The organism is Pseudomonas helmanticensis, assembly GCF_900182985.1.
GTDB classification, from domain to species: Bacteria; Pseudomonadota; Gammaproteobacteria; order Pseudomonadales; family Pseudomonadaceae; genus Aquipseudomonas; species Aquipseudomonas helmanticensis.
Genome location: NZ_FXUY01000001.1, coordinates 1121683 through 1137266 on the forward strand (window position 1 = coordinate 1121683; position 15584 = coordinate 1137266).

Annotated in this window: 12 protein-coding genes; 2 read left to right on the forward strand and 10 right to left on the reverse strand. The window is 60.2% G+C overall.

Features of this window, described 5'->3' with window-relative positions:
• Window positions 1–273: 273 nt before the first annotated feature.
• Window positions 274–1164: a site-specific integrase gene (locus QOL84_RS05195; protein ID WP_283438621.1), complete on the forward strand. Its 891-nt coding sequence runs from the start codon at window positions 274–276 to the stop codon at window positions 1162–1164.
• Here the strand turns inward: QOL84_RS05195 and QOL84_RS05200 are convergent, their stop codons facing one another.
• The 6 genes from QOL84_RS05200 to pmrG form a co-directional block, all read right to left on the reverse strand.
• A complete protein-coding gene (locus QOL84_RS05200; RefSeq protein WP_283436443.1) occupies window positions 1165–2223 on the reverse strand; it encodes an ABC transporter ATP-binding protein in 1059 nt (352 codons plus the stop codon).
• Entirely contained in the window at window positions 2220–3815 is a 1596-nt protein-coding gene (locus QOL84_RS05205) for an ABC transporter permease (RefSeq protein ID WP_283438622.1), read from the reverse strand. Before QOL84_RS05205 ends, QOL84_RS05200 begins: the two co-directional genes overlap by 4 nt.
• A 3-nt stretch (window positions 3816–3818) precedes the next feature.
• The gene (locus QOL84_RS05210; RefSeq protein ID WP_129393889.1) at window positions 3819–4832 is read right to left on the reverse strand and encodes an iron ABC transporter substrate-binding protein; all 1014 of its coding nucleotides are present in this window, start codon (window positions 4830–4832) and stop codon (window positions 3819–3821) included.
• Window positions 4833–5044: 212 nt separating this feature from the next.
• A complete protein-coding gene (locus QOL84_RS05215) occupies window positions 5045–6562 on the reverse strand; it encodes an ArnT family glycosyltransferase (RefSeq protein ID WP_283436444.1) in 1518 nt (505 codons plus the stop codon).
• Window positions 6559–8274 carry a lipid IV(A) 4-amino-4-deoxy-L-arabinosyltransferase gene (gene arnT, locus QOL84_RS05220; protein ID WP_283436445.1) on the reverse strand — a complete coding sequence of 572 codons (1716 nt, stop codon included), beginning with the start codon at window positions 8272–8274 and terminating at the stop codon, window positions 6559–6561. The genes QOL84_RS05215 and arnT overlap by 4 nt, the downstream gene beginning before the upstream one ends.
• Before the next feature lie 55 nt (window positions 8275–8329).
• Complete coding sequence (gene pmrG, locus QOL84_RS05225; RefSeq protein WP_283436446.1) at window positions 8330–8911, reverse strand: lipopolysaccharide core heptose(II)-phosphate phosphatase PmrG; 582 nt, start codon at window positions 8909–8911, stop codon at window positions 8330–8332.
• A 414-nt stretch (window positions 8912–9325) separates the two neighbouring features.
• Here pmrG and QOL84_RS05230 point away from each other — a divergent pair, with 414 nt between their 5' ends.
• Window positions 9326–10630, forward strand: a complete 1305-nt coding sequence (locus QOL84_RS05230) for a sensor histidine kinase (protein ID WP_283436447.1) — start codon at window positions 9326–9328, stop codon at window positions 10628–10630.
• Here QOL84_RS05230 and QOL84_RS05235 read toward each other — a convergent pair.
• The 4 genes from QOL84_RS05235 to QOL84_RS05250 all read right to left on the reverse strand — a co-directional run bounded on the left by QOL84_RS05235 (window position 10588) and on the right by QOL84_RS05250 (window position 15458).
• Window positions 10588–11139, reverse strand: coding sequence for a PqiC family protein (locus QOL84_RS05235; protein ID WP_283436448.1), 552 nt, complete (start codon window positions 11137–11139; stop codon window positions 10588–10590). The genes QOL84_RS05230 and QOL84_RS05235 overlap by 43 nt on opposite strands.
• A gap of 16 nt (window positions 11140–11155) precedes the next feature.
• Window positions 11156–12811 (reverse strand): PqiB family protein, encoded by a 1656-nt coding sequence (locus tag QOL84_RS05240; protein WP_283436449.1) that lies wholly within the window; start codon window positions 12809–12811, stop codon window positions 11156–11158.
• A 260-nt stretch (window positions 12812–13071) separates the two neighbouring features.
• A complete protein-coding gene (locus QOL84_RS05245) occupies window positions 13072–14373 on the reverse strand; it encodes an NAD(P)/FAD-dependent oxidoreductase (RefSeq protein ID WP_283436450.1) in 1302 nt (433 codons plus the stop codon).
• A complete protein-coding gene (locus tag QOL84_RS05250; RefSeq protein WP_129393875.1) occupies window positions 14370–15458 on the reverse strand; it encodes a polyamine ABC transporter substrate-binding protein in 1089 nt (362 codons plus the stop codon). The genes QOL84_RS05245 and QOL84_RS05250 overlap by 4 nt, the downstream gene beginning before the upstream one ends.
• Window positions 15459–15584: the final 126 nt, after the last annotated feature.

The following is a 15584-nucleotide window of genomic DNA, read 5'->3' on the forward strand; positions in this document are numbered from 1 at the left end:
CCGACACGGGATCTGTTGGAATTAAGGTTATGCCCGTTTTTGTGAAAGGAACATGAAAAACCGGTCGGCGAATCGTTTATCTGGAACTCATACAGCCGCTGTTCAGACTTCTACCGTTTATCGTCATTTTTAGTAGAAAAGTCCTACAGAAGTGTTCCCCTTAGACGGGGAATGTTGCAGTTGTTAGTTGGTGTGTTGAATTGTTTTTACTCAAGGCCTTTACGTTTGATTGACTTGCCCGCTGTTCCGTTGGAAACCCGCCAAACCAATCCGATGACCGTGTATCTGGCACGCCTGGCACCTTCCAGCCAGCTGACCATGCGTTACGTTTTGCAGGACGCTGCCGATCGCCTCGGCTTTGCCGAGATGAATGTCGAAGATATTCCCTGGCACGCGTTACAACCTGAAGATGTTGTCGCGCTGGTGGCCGCTTTACGCGAAGACAACTACGCGCCGAACACTTCTTCGCTGTATGTCAATGCCATACGCGGTGTAATGAATGAAGCCTGGCGCATGAGCCTGATCAGCCAGGATCATCTTTTGAAGATGCGTTCGGTAAAAGGCATTGCCGGTACGCGACTGTCGCAGGGGCGCAATCTCAAGCGCACCTTGATTCACGAACTGATGGAAGTCTGCGCCGCCGACCCGCGCCCGCAGGGCCTGCGCGACGCGGCAGTGATCGCACTGTTGTATGGCACCGGCATGCGCAAGTCGGAATCAGTGGATCTGGATTTGAATCAGGTCGATTTCCGCGAACGCAGCCTGACCGTCACCGGCAAGGGCAACAAGCAACTGATCAAATATGCACCGACGTGGGCGTTCGACAAGCTCAATAAATGGCTGGAGTTCCGCCGCGAGCAGCTCAAGGAAGGCGAGAGCGACGATGCCTTTCTGTTCAACCGCATCCGCCGTGGCAGCCACATCACCCGTGAGCGCATCACCAAACACGCGATCTACTACATCGCACGTCAGCGTGGCACCCAGGTCGGGGTGAAGATCATGCCGCACGATTTCCGTCGCTCGTTCATCACCCGGGTGATCGAGGAGCACGATCTGTCGATTGCGCAGAAGCTCGCCCACCACAGCAATATCCAGACCACCGCCAACTACGATGTGCGCGATGACAACGAGCGGCGGCGTGCGGTGGATCGCTTCGATCTCTGATCAGAGCGCGGCGAACACGTGGGCTGCACCGAGCACCGACAATTGCACCGCGCTGCCGGCGGGTGGCGCGTGCATACCGGAGCTGCGCACCAGTAGCGAACGGCCCGGCGCATGACTGGCGGGGGAGCGCAGTTCGACCGTCAGCGTGCAGGTGTTGCCGGCGAAATCACGTTCGGTGACCACTGCATCGCAGCTCGGAGCGCCAATGACGGTGCCGCCGACCTGCAATTGTTCCGGTCGCAGCATGATTTGCGCATCGCCAATGAAGCCATTGCTGTTGACTGGCACCGGGCCGAGATCGCAGTGCGCCCAACCGGATTCGATGCGCGCCGGCATCACCACGGCTTCACCGAGAAAGTGCGCGGTCTGCTCATCTTCCGGATAACGATAGAGATCCATCGGATGCCCGGACTGCACCAGGCGACCGCCGCGCATCACCGCCAACTGGTCGGCAAATGACAGTGCTTCGCCCTGATCGTGGGTGACCAGGATGGTCGTCACGCCAGCATCCGCCAACAGTCGCGCGACCATTTTGCGCATGACGCTGCGCAGGCCGGTATCGAGCGCGGAGAACGGTTCGTCGAGCAGCATCAGGCGTGGTTGTTGGGCCAGCGCGCGCGCCAGTGAAACCCTTTGCTGCTGGCCACCGGACAACTCATGCGGCCAGCGCTGGGCCATGTTGGCGTCCAGCGCGACGCTGTCCATCAGTTGCGCGATGCGCTCGTGTCGCGCCGTGCCGGTGAGGGCCAGACCGAAGCCGATGTTGGCGCTCACCGTCATGTGCGGGAACAGCGCGCCGTCCTGCGGCACGTAGCCGATCTGGCGCTGATAAGCCGGAACCGCGTGGCTGCTGTCGACCAGTACCTGACCGTTAAGAGTCAGGCTGCCGGCGTCGGGGAATTCGAAACCGGCGATCATCCGCAACAGCGTGGTTTTACCGGAACCCGAAGGGCCGACAATCACCGTGCGGCTGCCGGTCGGTACGGACAGGCAGATGTCATCCAGCGCTTTCTGCGCGCCAAAGGCTTTGCTCAGGGAGATCAGTTCAAGTGCGTTCATCGGCCCGCGGTGCGCCTGGATTGGTGGTAGAGGATGGCCGTCAGTGGCAGCGATAACAGCACCATCAGCAGTGCGTAAGGCGCCGCAGCGGCGTAATCGATTTCGCTGGTCATGGCCCAGAATCCGGTCGCGAGGGTGCGCGTGCCGTTGGGCGCGAGCAGCAGGGTCGCGGTCAGTTCATTGGTAATCGCCAGAAACACCAGTGCTGCGCCGGCTGCCGCACCCGGTGCGGCGAGGCGCAGGGTGATCAGCCACAAGGCACGCAACGGTGAGCGGCCGAGGCTTTGCGCGATGTTTTCCAGCTCCACCGGCGCTTGGGCAAAACCGGCGCGCAGGCTGACCAGTGCGCGCGGCAGGAACATCAGCAGGTAGGCCAGCAACACGGTGATGGTGGTCTGGTAGATCGGTCGGGCGAAATGGATGGTCACGGTCACCAGCGCCAATGCGACGACAATCCCCGGCAACGAACTGGTGATGTAGTTGCAGCCTTCCAGCAAACGTTGCAGTTTGCCGGGCGCACGGATCGACAACCAGGCAATCGGTATCGCCGCGAGGCTGGTCAGCAACGCGCCGGCCACGCCGAACGACAGGGTTTGCAACAACGCGGGCAGCAATTCGTCGCCGCCCCAGACCTCCACACCTCCGGCGATCAACCAACGCCCCAAGGTCAGCAACGGTACGCCGAGAGCGAGCAGGCACGTCAGCACTTGCAGGCCCAGCCCGAGCGCTTTGGCGCCGCGACTCATCAACATGGTGCGTTGTTCGCGCGCACTGCCGGAACCCACGCGGGCATAACGCGCCTTGCCACGGGCGGCGGATTCGACCGTGAGCATCGCCAGACAGCACAGGGCCAGAACGCCGGCGAGCATGTTGGCTGCCGGGCCGTTGAAGGTCGATTTGAACTGATCGAAAATCGCCGTGGTGAACGTATCGAAACGGATCATCGCGTAGAGGCCGTACTCGGCCAGCAGATGCAAACCCACTAGCAGTGCACCGCCACAAATCGCCAGGCGCAACTGCGGCAGCACCACACGAAAAAACACCGCCCAAGGCTTGAGACCGAGGGATTCGGCAACGTCTTCTATCGCTGGATCGAGTCGCCGCAAGGTCGCCGCAACCGGCAGATAAAGGAACGGGAAATAGGCGATCACTGACACCAGCACTCCGGCCGGCAATCCATGGATCGATGGGATCAGGCTGACCCACGCATAGCTGTGCACGAACGCCGGTACCGCCAACGGCGCCACTGCAAGCAATGACCACAGGCGCCGGCCGGGCAGGTTGCTGCGCTCGGTCAGCCACGCCAGCGTCGTGCCGAGCACAATGCACAAGGGCAGGGTGATCAACACCAGCAGCACCGTGTTGATCAGCAGTTCGGCGACGCGTGGACGAAACACCAGGGCTTCGATTGTCGCCCAGCCTGTCGCCCACGACACGCCGATCACAAACGCAATCGGCAGCAACGACAACAGTGAAACCGTGATCGCCAAGGCAACCACCCACGATCCCCCGCGACCAGTGAGGGCGCGGGTTTTCAGTGGCAGGTGAGCGGAAGACGCCGCAGCGATTTCCGCCGGTAAAGGTTCCGGGATCACTTACAGGATTCCCGCCTGGGTCATCAGCTCGACGGCTTTCTTGCTGTCGAGTTTCGACGCATCGACTTTTGGCGCATCGAGCTCCTTCAACGGCGTCAGTTTCGAATTGGAAGGCGCGTCTTTGCCCACCGCGTACTCAAACGAGGTGCCGCTATGGAGGATTTCCTGGCCTTCCTTGCCGGTGATGTATTTGACGAACTTCTGCGCGTCTTCCTGGTGTTTGCTGGAGGCCAGCACGCCGGCGCCGGAGGTACTGACGAACGCGCCCGGGTCCTGATGTTTGAAATAGTAGAGCTTGGTGTTCTGGCTGTTTTCGCCGGTCTTGGACTGATCGACGAAGCTGTAATAGTGATAGATCACGCCGCTGTCGATCTGGCCGGCGTTGACTGCTTTGAGCACGGCGCTGTTGCCGCGATACACGGTGGCATTGGTTTTCATGCCTTTGAGCCAGTCGAGCGTGGCGGCTTCGCCTTTTTGCTCCAGCACCGCAGCGACGATGGCCTGAAAATCAGCACCGGCCGGGGAGGCGGCCCAGCGACCTTTCCAGTCCGGTTTGGCCAGGTCGAGCAGGGATTTCGGCAGGTCTTTTTCGGCAAGTTTCGCCGGGTTGTAGACGAATACCGTGGAGCGCGCAGCGATGCCGATCCACTGGCCGTGGGCCGGACGGTACGCCGCATCGACTTGTTCCAGCGTGGCGGGCGCGATCGGCGCGAACAATTTGGCGTTGTCGACCAGCACCATCGCCGGGGAGTTTTCGGTGAGGAACACATCCGCCGGAGAGGCCGCGCCTTCCTGTACCAGTTGATTGCCCATTTCGGTGTCATCGCCATTGCGAATGGTCACCGGAATGCCGGTCTCTTCGGTAAAGCCGGCGACCCAGGCCTTGGTCAGGCTTTCATGCTGCGCGTTGTAAACCAATAGACCGACGCCGTCGGCGGCGTAGGCCTGGCTGGCAGCGAGCAGGGCGGTGGCCAGCAACGCGCGTTTCAGGAAGGACGGAAACTGTGGATTCATGACGACAACGCTCCTGTTTTTTTTGACGTTATGGGCAGGCACTCGCGAGCGGACTTCAATGCGAATGATTTGCATATGTTGAGTCGCAGGCAATGTAGAGAGGCAAATGAGAAAAAAACGTCAAACAGACCGTTAATACATGTCATTTTCATTCAGATTAGCAGCGACTTGAAAACGCACGATTGCCGTGCGTCATTCAACGTCATGAGATTTCAGGAGGGATTGGGCAGGTAGGCGACGCTCTGGTCCTCGCGGCCATGGAAAAATTGCTCACCGCGTGTCGGCGTGGTGGTGATGATCCGGTGGTCGGCGCCGAGATAACCGAGCGGCACAGGCTCGCCCTGGCGGTACTGCGCAACGAAAATGGTGCGTTGCGGATTCCATGGCTGACCGCTGCTGCGTTCAAGCCAGGCGATCAGCGCCGCACTGTCGCCGCTGCGCGGAAAATCTGCGGTCTCGGCCACGTAATAGAACGGCGTTCCACCGGTTTGCAGGTACATCGGCACTTTGTTGTCGACCTCGACCATGACCACACGCCACTGATCAAGCGGCGCCTGCTGGCTGGCCTGTTCGCGCACGGTTTCGCCGAAACGGATCACACCGCCACCGCTGTTGGTCCACGGGTAGAGCACACCGAGTACGCCCACCAGCACCGCGGTGGCGACGCCGAAGCCGATTTTCAATCCACGACCTTCGATGTTGCGCGCCGCCATGCGCCGGGTGATCCACCAGGCGCCGAGCAGTTGTGCGAACGGCACCAATGGCAGCACGTAATAGCTGCGACGGCTGCCGCTGGCGGTGAAGAAGATCATCAGCAGCGCCAGCCCCTGAATCAGCCAGCGGGTGTCCGGCTCGATCTGCCGCCAGTGCCGCAGCGCCACCCACAATGCAATCAACCAGCAGGGTGCCCAAGGCAAGGTGTAGACCGGCAGATAGATAAGGTAGGTGTAGATCGGCCCGATGTTGTCGAACGGCTGGAAAAACCGCACGACGTTTTCCCGCAGCACCAGACCCAGGCCACTTTCGCCGTAGTTCGGCGCGCCATACAGATGCGAGAGCAGGAACGGCGCCATGTAGAATGTGCCGGCAATCAGCAACGCTGCGGCCAGACGTAGATTCAGGTGCAGCTTCCAGCGCTTGTCGCTCAGCAGATGCGGCAGCAGCACCAGCCCCGGCAGAATGAAGCCGATCAAGCCCTTGAACAGCGAGGTCAGCGCCAGCAAACCGAAAAACACCACGTATCGCCAGAGTTTTGTATCGTCCGGTCCGCGCCAGTACCACCACACGGCAGCGAGCACGCCGCACACGGTGAGGATGTCGGCGGTGGCGACGCGCGCCCAGAACACGAAATAGAACGTGGTGGCCAGCATCCATCCGGCAATCAGCCCGGTGCCTTTGCGAAACAACTGCTCACCCAGCAGGTACACCAGCCAGACACTCAACCACGCCGCGACAACCGACGACAAACGCAGTGACCAAGGCCCGAGGCTGCCGGTCAGCCAGGCGCTGGCGGTAATCAGCCAATACGACAGCAGCGGTTTGTCGTAGTACGGCCCGCCCTTGAGATACGGATCGAAATAGTCGCCGCTTTGCAGCATCTGCAGGGCGATGTTGGCCCAGCGGGTTTCCGCGCCCCACAGTTCGCGACTGCCGAGGCCGAAGAGCAGCATCAGCGCCGTGGCCGCGAGCAGCATCCATAAAGCCTTGCGGTCGTAGGCCGTCGAGGTCATGGCTGGCTCTTGGCGAAGATGTAGATTTGCAGATTGCCGCGCTGGTAGTGCTTGCCATCCGCCGGCAACAGGCCGATTTCCTGTTCGTCCTGGGTGCTGTTGACGCGCATCACCACCGCCACCGAGCCTTTTTTACGTGCTTGCGTCATCCATTCGCCGACGTCGGCCAGGCTGACTTTGCGCGACGCCATGGCCGGGTCTTCGAGACCGTATTTAAGTTCGCCGACGGTGTTGAGCAGGTCGACTTGCGGTCGCTGCAAACGCCACGACAGCGCCGACGCCGCGCCCAGGTCATTACTCAACAGTGACGCCGTTTCACTCAATGCCTGCTGATGTTCGGCAATAAACTGGTCAGGCATTTTGCTGTCGACGATCAGCGCGGGCATCGCCGCCGGCAGTAGCGCGATCAACAGGCCGATGCCCAGCGCCGGCATTGCCCACAGTGTCAGCGGACGCATGATCTGCAGGGCGTTGGCGATGATCCAGCCGATCAGCACGATAAACACCAGCGACAGGCTGAACATTTCGCTGTGGGTGTAGATATCTTTGCTGGTTTGCAGATAGATCAGCGCAATCAGGGCAACGCTCGCCAGTGCTGTGTTGATTACTCCATTGAGGCGCAGGATCCGGCTGTCGCGCTGCTGCAGCCAGTGCACCACGTTGTGCCCCATGAGCAAGGCCAAGGGCAGCAGACACGGCATGAGGTAAGTCGGCAACTTGCCGCTGCTCAGGCTGAAAAACGCTAATGGCAGGAGAAACCACAACGCGAGGAACGCGATTTTCGGCTGGCGTTTTTCGCGCCAGGTACGGATCAACGTCGACGGCAACAACATGGCCCATGGCAGCGTCGCGGCGAACAGCAACGGCAGGTAGAACCACCATGGCCGCGCGTGCTGGGCATCATCGCCGGCAGCAAAACGGCGAATGTGTTCATGCCAGAAGAAGAATCGCCAGAAATCCGGTTCGCGCGCCTGCACGGCCAATGCCCAAGGCACGCTGACGAGTGCGGCAACCAGCACCGCCACCAGCCCGTAACGCAGTAATTCAGCAAAGCGGCGTTGCCAGATCATGTAGGGCAGGGCGATCAGTACCGGCAGCAGCAGGGCGAGAAAGCCCTTGGTCATCAGGCCCATCCCGCAGGCGGCGCCCAACAACGCCCAACTGCCGAGGCGGGCCTTTACGCTGCGGCTATCAATGGCAAACCACACCGCGACCAGACTCAGATTGACCCACAAGGTGAACTGCGGATCGAGGTTGGCGTAGCCCGCCTGGCCGGCGATCAAACCAAAACTCATGTACAGCAACGCGCAGGCAGCGCTGATGCGCGGGCTGTTCCACAAACGCCGCGCCAGCACATAGGCCAGCCAGACGCTGGCGCCGCTGCTCAATGCCGAGGCGATGCGCACCCCGAACAGGTTGTCACCGAAAATCGCCTGACCGATGGCGATCATCCAGTAACCGGCAATCGGCTTCTCGAAGTAGCGGATGCCCATGAAATGCGGCGCGACCCAGTTGCCGCTGAGGAGCATTTCCTGGCTGATCTGGCCGTAGCGGGTTTCGTCGGGGATCCACAAGCCGTGGCTCATCAGTGGCAGCAGATAAAACAGCACGAAGGCGAAGATCAGCCCGGGAATCGCCCAGCGCTCAACCATCGAGGGGGCTTGTGATAAATGTCGGACAGCGTGGCGCAACGGTTTGTTATCAGACGTCATGATTGGACCTTGGCGCGGATAAAGTATGTGGGGCGAAAGTTCGGATGTTTGCGGGTTACTGGGCACTTGTTGTTTGCCAGAACGGGGTATTTACAATGCCCAGGACGCTAAGTTTCTGTTGATGGTTAATTCGCACCAGTAATACGCTGCCGTATTCGGCGGCAATTGCATGAGGAAAACCGCTCTGTTTTTCGAAGTCGCTGATACAACCGCTGTGGGTGACCAGAATCAGATTGTGCTGCGGTGTCTTGTTCGCGACGATTTCATCGCGCAGCGTCGGTCCGCAGGTGGCCAGCCAATCCTCAGTGCTGGCGTCGTGACCGAACATCGAGTGCGCGGTTTGTGCTGTCCGCGTCAACGGGCTGCCCAATACTTGCGTCTGCTGCATGCCGAGACGCACAAAGCCCTGACCGACGGCTGCCGCCGCGAGACTGCCCGCTTGGGTGATGCCGTCAGCCGGGCCGAGGCAAGTGTTGCTCGAGCGATCGCAGCGTTCGGTATGGCGGACCAATGCGACGATTTCGCCCGCTTGCCACGCCTTGACCCACTCGGCGGTGGTGGCGCGATCGGCGTGATCGAGGTCGACCGGCGAGCGTGGCCACCAGACAAAACCGCTGACCAGGATCGCTACAAACACAACGCAAGCAAGCGCGATCAACAGGCGCAGGCGCGGAGTACGCGGCGACTTTGATGTTGTTTCAGATTGAAATAATTGCGCCACAATATTGCCCCTTCTAACTCCTGATGTTTCATTCAGTGCAACGCAAGGCTCAGGCAGCGAGCAACTTTACGACTACTTGGTTGAATGCTGGCTGAACACTACGTTCGGGGTCGTAGGGGCGCGGTGAATAACATGTGAAAATATTGCGCAAAGTTGAAGCGCCTAACTAAAACGACTATTTGATAAATAAACTCAAACGCTGTTTTTGTTTGGCGCAGGTCTTAACAACGCGCAGGGGTTGCGGCGAAGCTCGGTTGTGGCGGACAACGGCGTTGCGCTGGTCTATTGTTGCCCTCACGCCAGACAACCCGATAGGAGCCGACTGAACGAATGGATCTCAAGCACAGCCTGACGACGCGGATCGTGATCGTGTTCGCCCTGATGAGTGCCTTCGTCGCCGGGGTATTTGCGTTGGGGATCGTCGCCACCGTGCATGTGGTCGAGCGAAAATTGACCACCACCACGTTGAGCGGTGGCCTGCACCGGCTGCTGGCGATGGAGGACATCAGCCACTGGAGCCACAAGCCGGAAAAGAGCGAGTTGTTTTTCGCTGAAGGCGCCAAGCCCCCGCTGACGCTGACCACGCAATTGGCGGCGCTGCCACTGGGCTTTCAGGAGATCAAGTTCCACGGCGAAGACTTCTACGCGATGGTCGAATCGGTGGCCGGGCGCAAGTATGTGCTGCTGCGTGATCAGGGCAGCCTCGAACAGCGTGAACATCTGTTGTTCATCGTGGTGATTGTCGGTTTCATCCTCAGCATTCTATTGGCGATTGTGCTCGGCCGGTTGCTGGCACGCCGGGTGATGGCGCCGGTGATCCGCTTGGCGCGACAGGTGCGCCACCGCGATCAGCTGATCGAACTGGCGCCACCCCTGCACCCGGATTACGCCGCTGATGAAGTCGGCGAACTGGCGTTGTCGTTCGATCAGACCCTAGGTCGCCTGCAAGCCACCCTGAGCCGCGAAAAACTCTTCACCAGCGACGTCAGCCATGAACTGCGCACACCGCTGATGGTGCTCGGCAGCTCTTGCGAACTGCTGCTGGCCAACCCGTCACTGGATGCGCGTTCAACGGCGCAGGTCAATCGCATTGCCCGCGCCAGCAGTGAAATGCGCCAGTTGGTTGAAACCTTCCTGATGCTCGCGCGAAAGCCTGATGAAGTCTCCGTGCAGTCGGCGGTAACGCTCAAGGAAGTGGCGGATGCTCAGGTAGAAGTCTGGGGGCGGTTGATCCGCGAAAAAGGCCTGGAGTTTATCTACGTTGAGCAGTTGGCCTGCACGACGCGCTACAACCTGACGTTTTTGCAGTCGGTGCTGGGCAATCTGTTGCGCAACGCCTGGCACTACACCGACCACGGCTTCGTTCGCTTGACCCTGCGTGACGACAGTTTTGTAGTCGAGGACAGTGGCATCGGCATTCCCGAGGAGCAACACCACGCGATGTTTCAGCCCTTCGTGCGCGGCGATGAACAACGTGGGGAAGGGCTTGGTCTCGGACTGTCGCTGGTGCAGCGAATCTGCAACCAGCAACAGTGGCGGGTACAACTGACGACCCGCGAGCCCAACGGTTGTATTTTTACCGTGACCCTGGCTCAGGAGGAGGGCGGGCAAGTGCGCGGATTACCGGCGGCCTGACTGATCAGCGCCGCGAGGCGTTTGACGTTGTTTTGCTGAGCCGTCACCAGTTCATCGATGCTCGGCCCCGACGGGGTCTGCAAGGTCGAACGGCACGTGACCAGTTCGCTGTCGGTATCGCCCAGCGGGCGCAGCCGCCATTTCGCATCGATCAGCGCGTACTGGCCGGGAATCGAGTCGAAGCGCTGGACGTCGATGCGCACCGAGACGTTGCCGCGACCGCTGCTGTTATTCAATTGATCGGTCAACGCACTGCGTAGTTCATCCGCCAGACTCGCGCCCCACCATTGGGTTTCAAGAATCGCCAGGCCACTGTTGCCCTGGCGAATGACGATTTGCGGGCGGTCGACCTGCGGCGGCACGCTGATACCTTCAATCGGGATTTGCACCCCGGCGCGAGTGCTGCCCAGTTGCACCGGGGTCAGCGTGTGAAAGCTGATCGGGTCGCTGCGGCAGGCGCCCAGCAACATGAACGCAGCGAGCACGGTGATCTTCAGCGGTAAAGCCATGGGGTAGCTCCTGTGCTCAATTGCGTGGCGGTCCTTTCAGGTCCAGTGGCGCCGCGTTGTCTGGCCGGCCGCGAATCAGCGATTCCGGATGGCGACCGAGGTAATCCGACAGTTCACGCAGCGAGCGCGACATGCGCCCGAGTTCGTCGAGGGTCTCGGTGAGTTTCTCGCGCTGCGGTGAATCTTCGGCCAGGGTCGAACTGGCGGATTGCAAGGTCTTGCTGACATCGGCGAGGGTGTTCTGCACGCCCGGCAAGGTCTTCGCGTTGAACTGGGTCAGGCCTTTGCGCAGTTCGACCAGATTGCTGTCGAGATTGCTGGCGATGCGATCCACCGGCAGCTTGTTGAGTTTGTCGACCACCGCCTCGAGTTTCTCCTGCAACTGTTCGAGGCTACCCGGCACCGTTGGAATGACCACCGGCCGAGCGGTCGGGTCGAAAGCGACTTTCTCGGCTTTCGGGAAAAAATCCAGGGCGACGTACAACTGCCCGGTCAGCAGGTTGCCACTGCGGGCCTGGGCGCGCAGACCGTTGTCGATGAAGGTGCCGATCAGGCGAATGCCGGCGGCTTCATCATTGGGATCATGTTTGAACGCCGTGAGCATCTTGCCGTACGCCATACCGAGGCGCTGCGGATAAATGACGATGCCGACATTGAGCGGGAAGCTGCGTTTTTTTGCGTCGAAATCCAGGTTGATCGCCACCACGCGGCCGATTTCCATGCCGAGAAATTCCACCGGTGCATCAACTTTCAACCCACGCAGCGATTGATCGAAACGCAGACTGAGGTATTGCGCCTTGCCGTTGGGCGGGGCGAGGGCGGTGGTCTGGTCAGCGAACAGGTCAAAGTCCTTGTCATCGGCGGCGGCAACGTCGTTGGGGCTGTAATCCGGGGCGCGGAAGGCGATGCCACCGATCAGTAACGTCGAGAGCGATTCGGTCTTCACCGCAAAACCGTTGGCGCCGACGTTGACGTCGATGCCGCTGGCGTTCCAGAAACGGGTGTTTTCCGTGACGAAGGCATCGTTCGGCGAATGGATGAACACTTCGATATTCACGCCTTTACCGTCCGGATCAAGGGCGTAGGTGACGACCTGGCCGACCGGAATCTTGCGATAGTAGACTGGCGAGCCGATGTCCAGCGAACCGAGGTCCGAGGCATGCAACATGAAGCGCTTGCCGGGTTCGCCGTAAGTGATCGGTGGCGGGTTTTCGAGGCCGTTGAAGTGTTTTGCGCGGCCATTCGCCTGGCCGATGTCCGCGCCAATGTAGTCACCGGAGAGCAGGGTATCGATACCGGAAACGCCACCAGCACCGATGCGCGGGCGCACAACCCAGAACTGCGAGTCTTCGCGGGTAAAGGTTTCTGCCTGCTTGGCCAGTTTGATCGTCGCGTTGACGCTTTTCTGGTCGTCGCTCAACTCAACGTCGGTGACCTGGCCCACCACGACGTTGCGGTATTTGACCTCGGTCTTGTTCGCCGTCAGACCGCTGCCGGTCTTGAACGTGACAACGATGGTCGGGCCTTCCTGGAGGATGTTGTGCACCACCAGCGAAATACCCACCAGCACGGCAATGATCGGCACGATCCACACGAGCGAAATGCCGAAACGGCGGGTTTTGACGGGGGCTTGGCCTGGTGCTTGCGGCTCGTCGGTGGCTGACGACTTCATCCATGTCCTCCTCGATTGATTGGGCACTGAGCGTCAGGAACGCAAAAGCACCTCATCAATATAGAAGTGCTTGGCGATAGAGCAAATCCGTATAGCGCATGCACCCCGATTTCCCTGTATTGATCGTTCCCACGCGGAGCGTTGATCGTTCCCACGCTCCGCGTGGGAATGCAGCCCGTGACGCTCCGCGTCACTGGACGCAGAGCGTCCCTTGAGGCATTCCCACGCGGAGCGTGGGAACGATCAGATTGGGCAGGAGGTTAGCCGAGGATTTCGCGCAGGCGATACCAGAACATGCCCAGTGCCAGCAGCGGCGAACGCAATGCCGGGCCGCCGGGGAAGGTCATGTGCGGCACACCGCTGAACACGTCCATGCCTTGGCTGTGCCCGGCATGAATCGCCTCCCCGAGGAGTTTTGCGCACCAGTGCGTGACGTTCAGGCCATGCCCGGAATAGCCCTGCGCGTAGAACACGTTCGGGAGTTGCTTGAGACGCCCGACCTGCGGGAAACGGTTGGCGGTGATGCCGATCTTGCCGCCCCACTGGTAATCGATGCGCACGTCCGCCAGTTGCGGGAAGACCTTGAGCATCTTCGGCCGCATATAAGCAGCGATGTCCGCAGGATCGCGCCCGGAATAATGGCAGGCACCGCCGAACAACAAGCGCCGGTCAGCCGAAAGCCGGTAATAATCGAGACCGACTTTCTGGTCGCACACCGCCAGATTCTGCGGGATCAGTTGCGCCGCGCGTTCCTCGGACAATGATTCAGTGGCAATGATGTAACTGCCGGCCGGCAGCACTTTGCCACTGAGTTGTTGTTCGAGTTCATCCAGATGCGCATTGCAGCCGAGCACCAGACTGCCGGCCCGCACCGTGCCATGGGCGCAACGCACCTGCACCGTCGCGCCGTGGATGATTTCCAGCACTTGGCTTTGCTCGAAAATCCGCACGCCAAGTGATGCCGCCAGCCGCGCTTCGCCTTGCACCAGATCCAGCGGGTGCAGATGACCGGAACCCATGTCCAGCAGCCCGCCGGCGTAGATGTCGGAGTTGACCACTTGCTGGCGGATCTGCTCCGGGCCAATCAGGCGGGTTGCGTGGGAATAACCGAGTTCGGCGAGATCGACCAGTTCATCCTTGAACGCATCGAACTGCGCGGTGGTGTTGGCCAGGTCGCAGAACCCCCAGCGCAGGTCGCACTCGATGCCGTTGTCGCCGATGCGCTGGCGCACCAGTTCCACCGAATCGATGCCGGCGCGCTGCAAATAACGCACCCCGTCCTGACCGACATACTTGGCGAAGCCGTCAACGTCATGGCCGATGCCACGAATCAACTGTCCGCCATTGCGCCCGCTGGCGCCCCAGCCGATGCGGCGGCCTTCGATCAAAATCACCGAGAGCCCGCGTTGCGCCAGTTCAATAGCCGTGTTGACCCCGGTGAACCCGCCGCCGATGACGCAGACATCGGCGCTCAGATCACCTTCCAGTCGCGGATAAGGTGTAGTCGCCCGAGCCGAAGCGGCGTAATAGGAACGGGCGTGTTCTTCGGTGTACTGATTCATTTGTTCGACTTCACTTTGCTCCAGGACCGGGTCATCAGACGCATGATCGCTTGAGGCGGGGTGGTAGAGATGTAGAGCTTGTCGAGGACTTCCTGCGGCGGATAAACCTCAGGATTGTTGACCAGCGCCTGATCCATGTATTGCTTGGCGGCCGGGTTCGGGTTGGCGTAACCCACCGAGGCGCTGACCTTGGCAATCACTTGCGGATCGAGCAGGTAATTAATGAAGGCGTGGGCTTCCTTGGTGTTGCTGGCATCGGCCGGAATTGCCAGCAGGTCGAACCAGAGGTTGGCGCCTTCCTTCGGAATGGCGTAGGCGATGTTCACGCCGTTCTTGGCTTCCTTGGCGCGGTTGGCGGCCTGGAACACGTCGCCGGAATAACCGAAGGCTACGCAGATGTCACCGTTGGCCAGATCGGAGACGTATTTCGACGAGTGGAAATAGGTGATGTACGGACGAATGCTCAGCAGTTTCGCTTCAGCTTTTTTGTAGTCTTCAGGGTTTTCGCTGCGTGGGTCCATGCCCATGTAGTTGAGGACGGCAGGGAAGACTTCATCGGCGGAGTCCATCATCGACACGCCGCACTGGGTGAGTTTTTTCAGGTTCTCCGGCTCGAACAGCACGGCCCAGGAATCGATGTGATCGATGCCCAGCACTTGCTTGACCTTGTCGACGTTGTAGCCGATGCCGTTGGTGCCCCACAGGTACGGCACCGAGTGCTCGTTACCCGGGTCGTTCTTTTCCAGCAGTTCGAGCAGTTTCGGGTCGAGGTTCTTGAAGTTCGGCAGTTGCGAGCGATCCAGTTTGAGGAACGCGCCGGCTTTTACCTGACGGGCGAGAAAGTGGTTGGACGGCACGACCACGTCATAGCCGGTGCGGCCGGCGAGAAGTTTGCCTTCGAGGGTTTCGTTGGAGTCGAAAACGTCGTAGATCACCTTGATTCCGGTTTTGGCCTGGAAGTCGGCGAGGGTGGTTTCGCCGATGTAGTCGGTCCAGTTGTAGACGCTGACTTGGGGCTGGGCGTGGGCTACTGCACTGAACAGCACGCTCAGGGCGACCGGGATTACGGATTTCAACAGACGCATATCGACACCTCTTCTTAGAATGATCGTTCCCACGCTCTGCGTGGGAATGCCTCAACGGACGCTCCGCGTTCGGCTTTGGATGGGACGCGGAGCGTCCCGGGCTGCATTCCCACGCAGAGCGTGGGA

Bases quoted from the DNA above. Each gene is read 5' to 3' on its own strand.
- QOL84_RS05235 (WP_283436448.1), bottom strand. From the start codon at position 11,139: ATGGCTTTACCGCTGAAGATCACCGTGCTCGCTGCGTTCATGTTGCTG.
- QOL84_RS05230 (WP_283436447.1), top strand. From the start codon at position 9,326: ATGGATCTCAAGCACAGCCTGACGACGCGGATCGTGATCGTGTTCGCC.
- QOL84_RS05245 (WP_283436450.1), bottom strand. From the start codon at position 14,373: ATGAATCAGTACACCGAAGAACACGCCCGTTCCTATTACGCCGCTTCG.
- QOL84_RS05200 (WP_283436443.1), bottom strand. From the start codon at position 2,223: ATGAACGCACTTGAACTGATCTCCCTGAGCAAAGCCTTTGGCGCGCAG.
- QOL84_RS05240 (WP_283436449.1), bottom strand. From the start codon at position 12,811: ATGAAGTCGTCAGCCACCGACGAGCCGCAAGCACCAGGCCAAGCCCCC.
- QOL84_RS05250 (WP_129393875.1), bottom strand. From the start codon at position 15,458: ATGCGTCTGTTGAAATCCGTAATCCCGGTCGCCCTGAGCGTGCTGTTC.
- arnT (WP_283436445.1), bottom strand. From the start codon at position 8,274: ATGACGTCTGATAACAAACCGTTGCGCCACGCTGTCCGACATTTATCA.
- QOL84_RS05195 (WP_283438621.1), top strand. From the start codon at position 274: ATGACCGTGTATCTGGCACGCCTGGCACCTTCCAGCCAGCTGACCATG.
- QOL84_RS05210 (WP_129393889.1), bottom strand. From the start codon at position 4,832: ATGAATCCACAGTTTCCGTCCTTCCTGAAACGCGCGTTGCTGGCCACC.
- QOL84_RS05215 (WP_283436444.1), bottom strand. From the start codon at position 6,562: ATGACCTCGACGGCCTACGACCGCAAGGCTTTATGGATGCTGCTCGCG.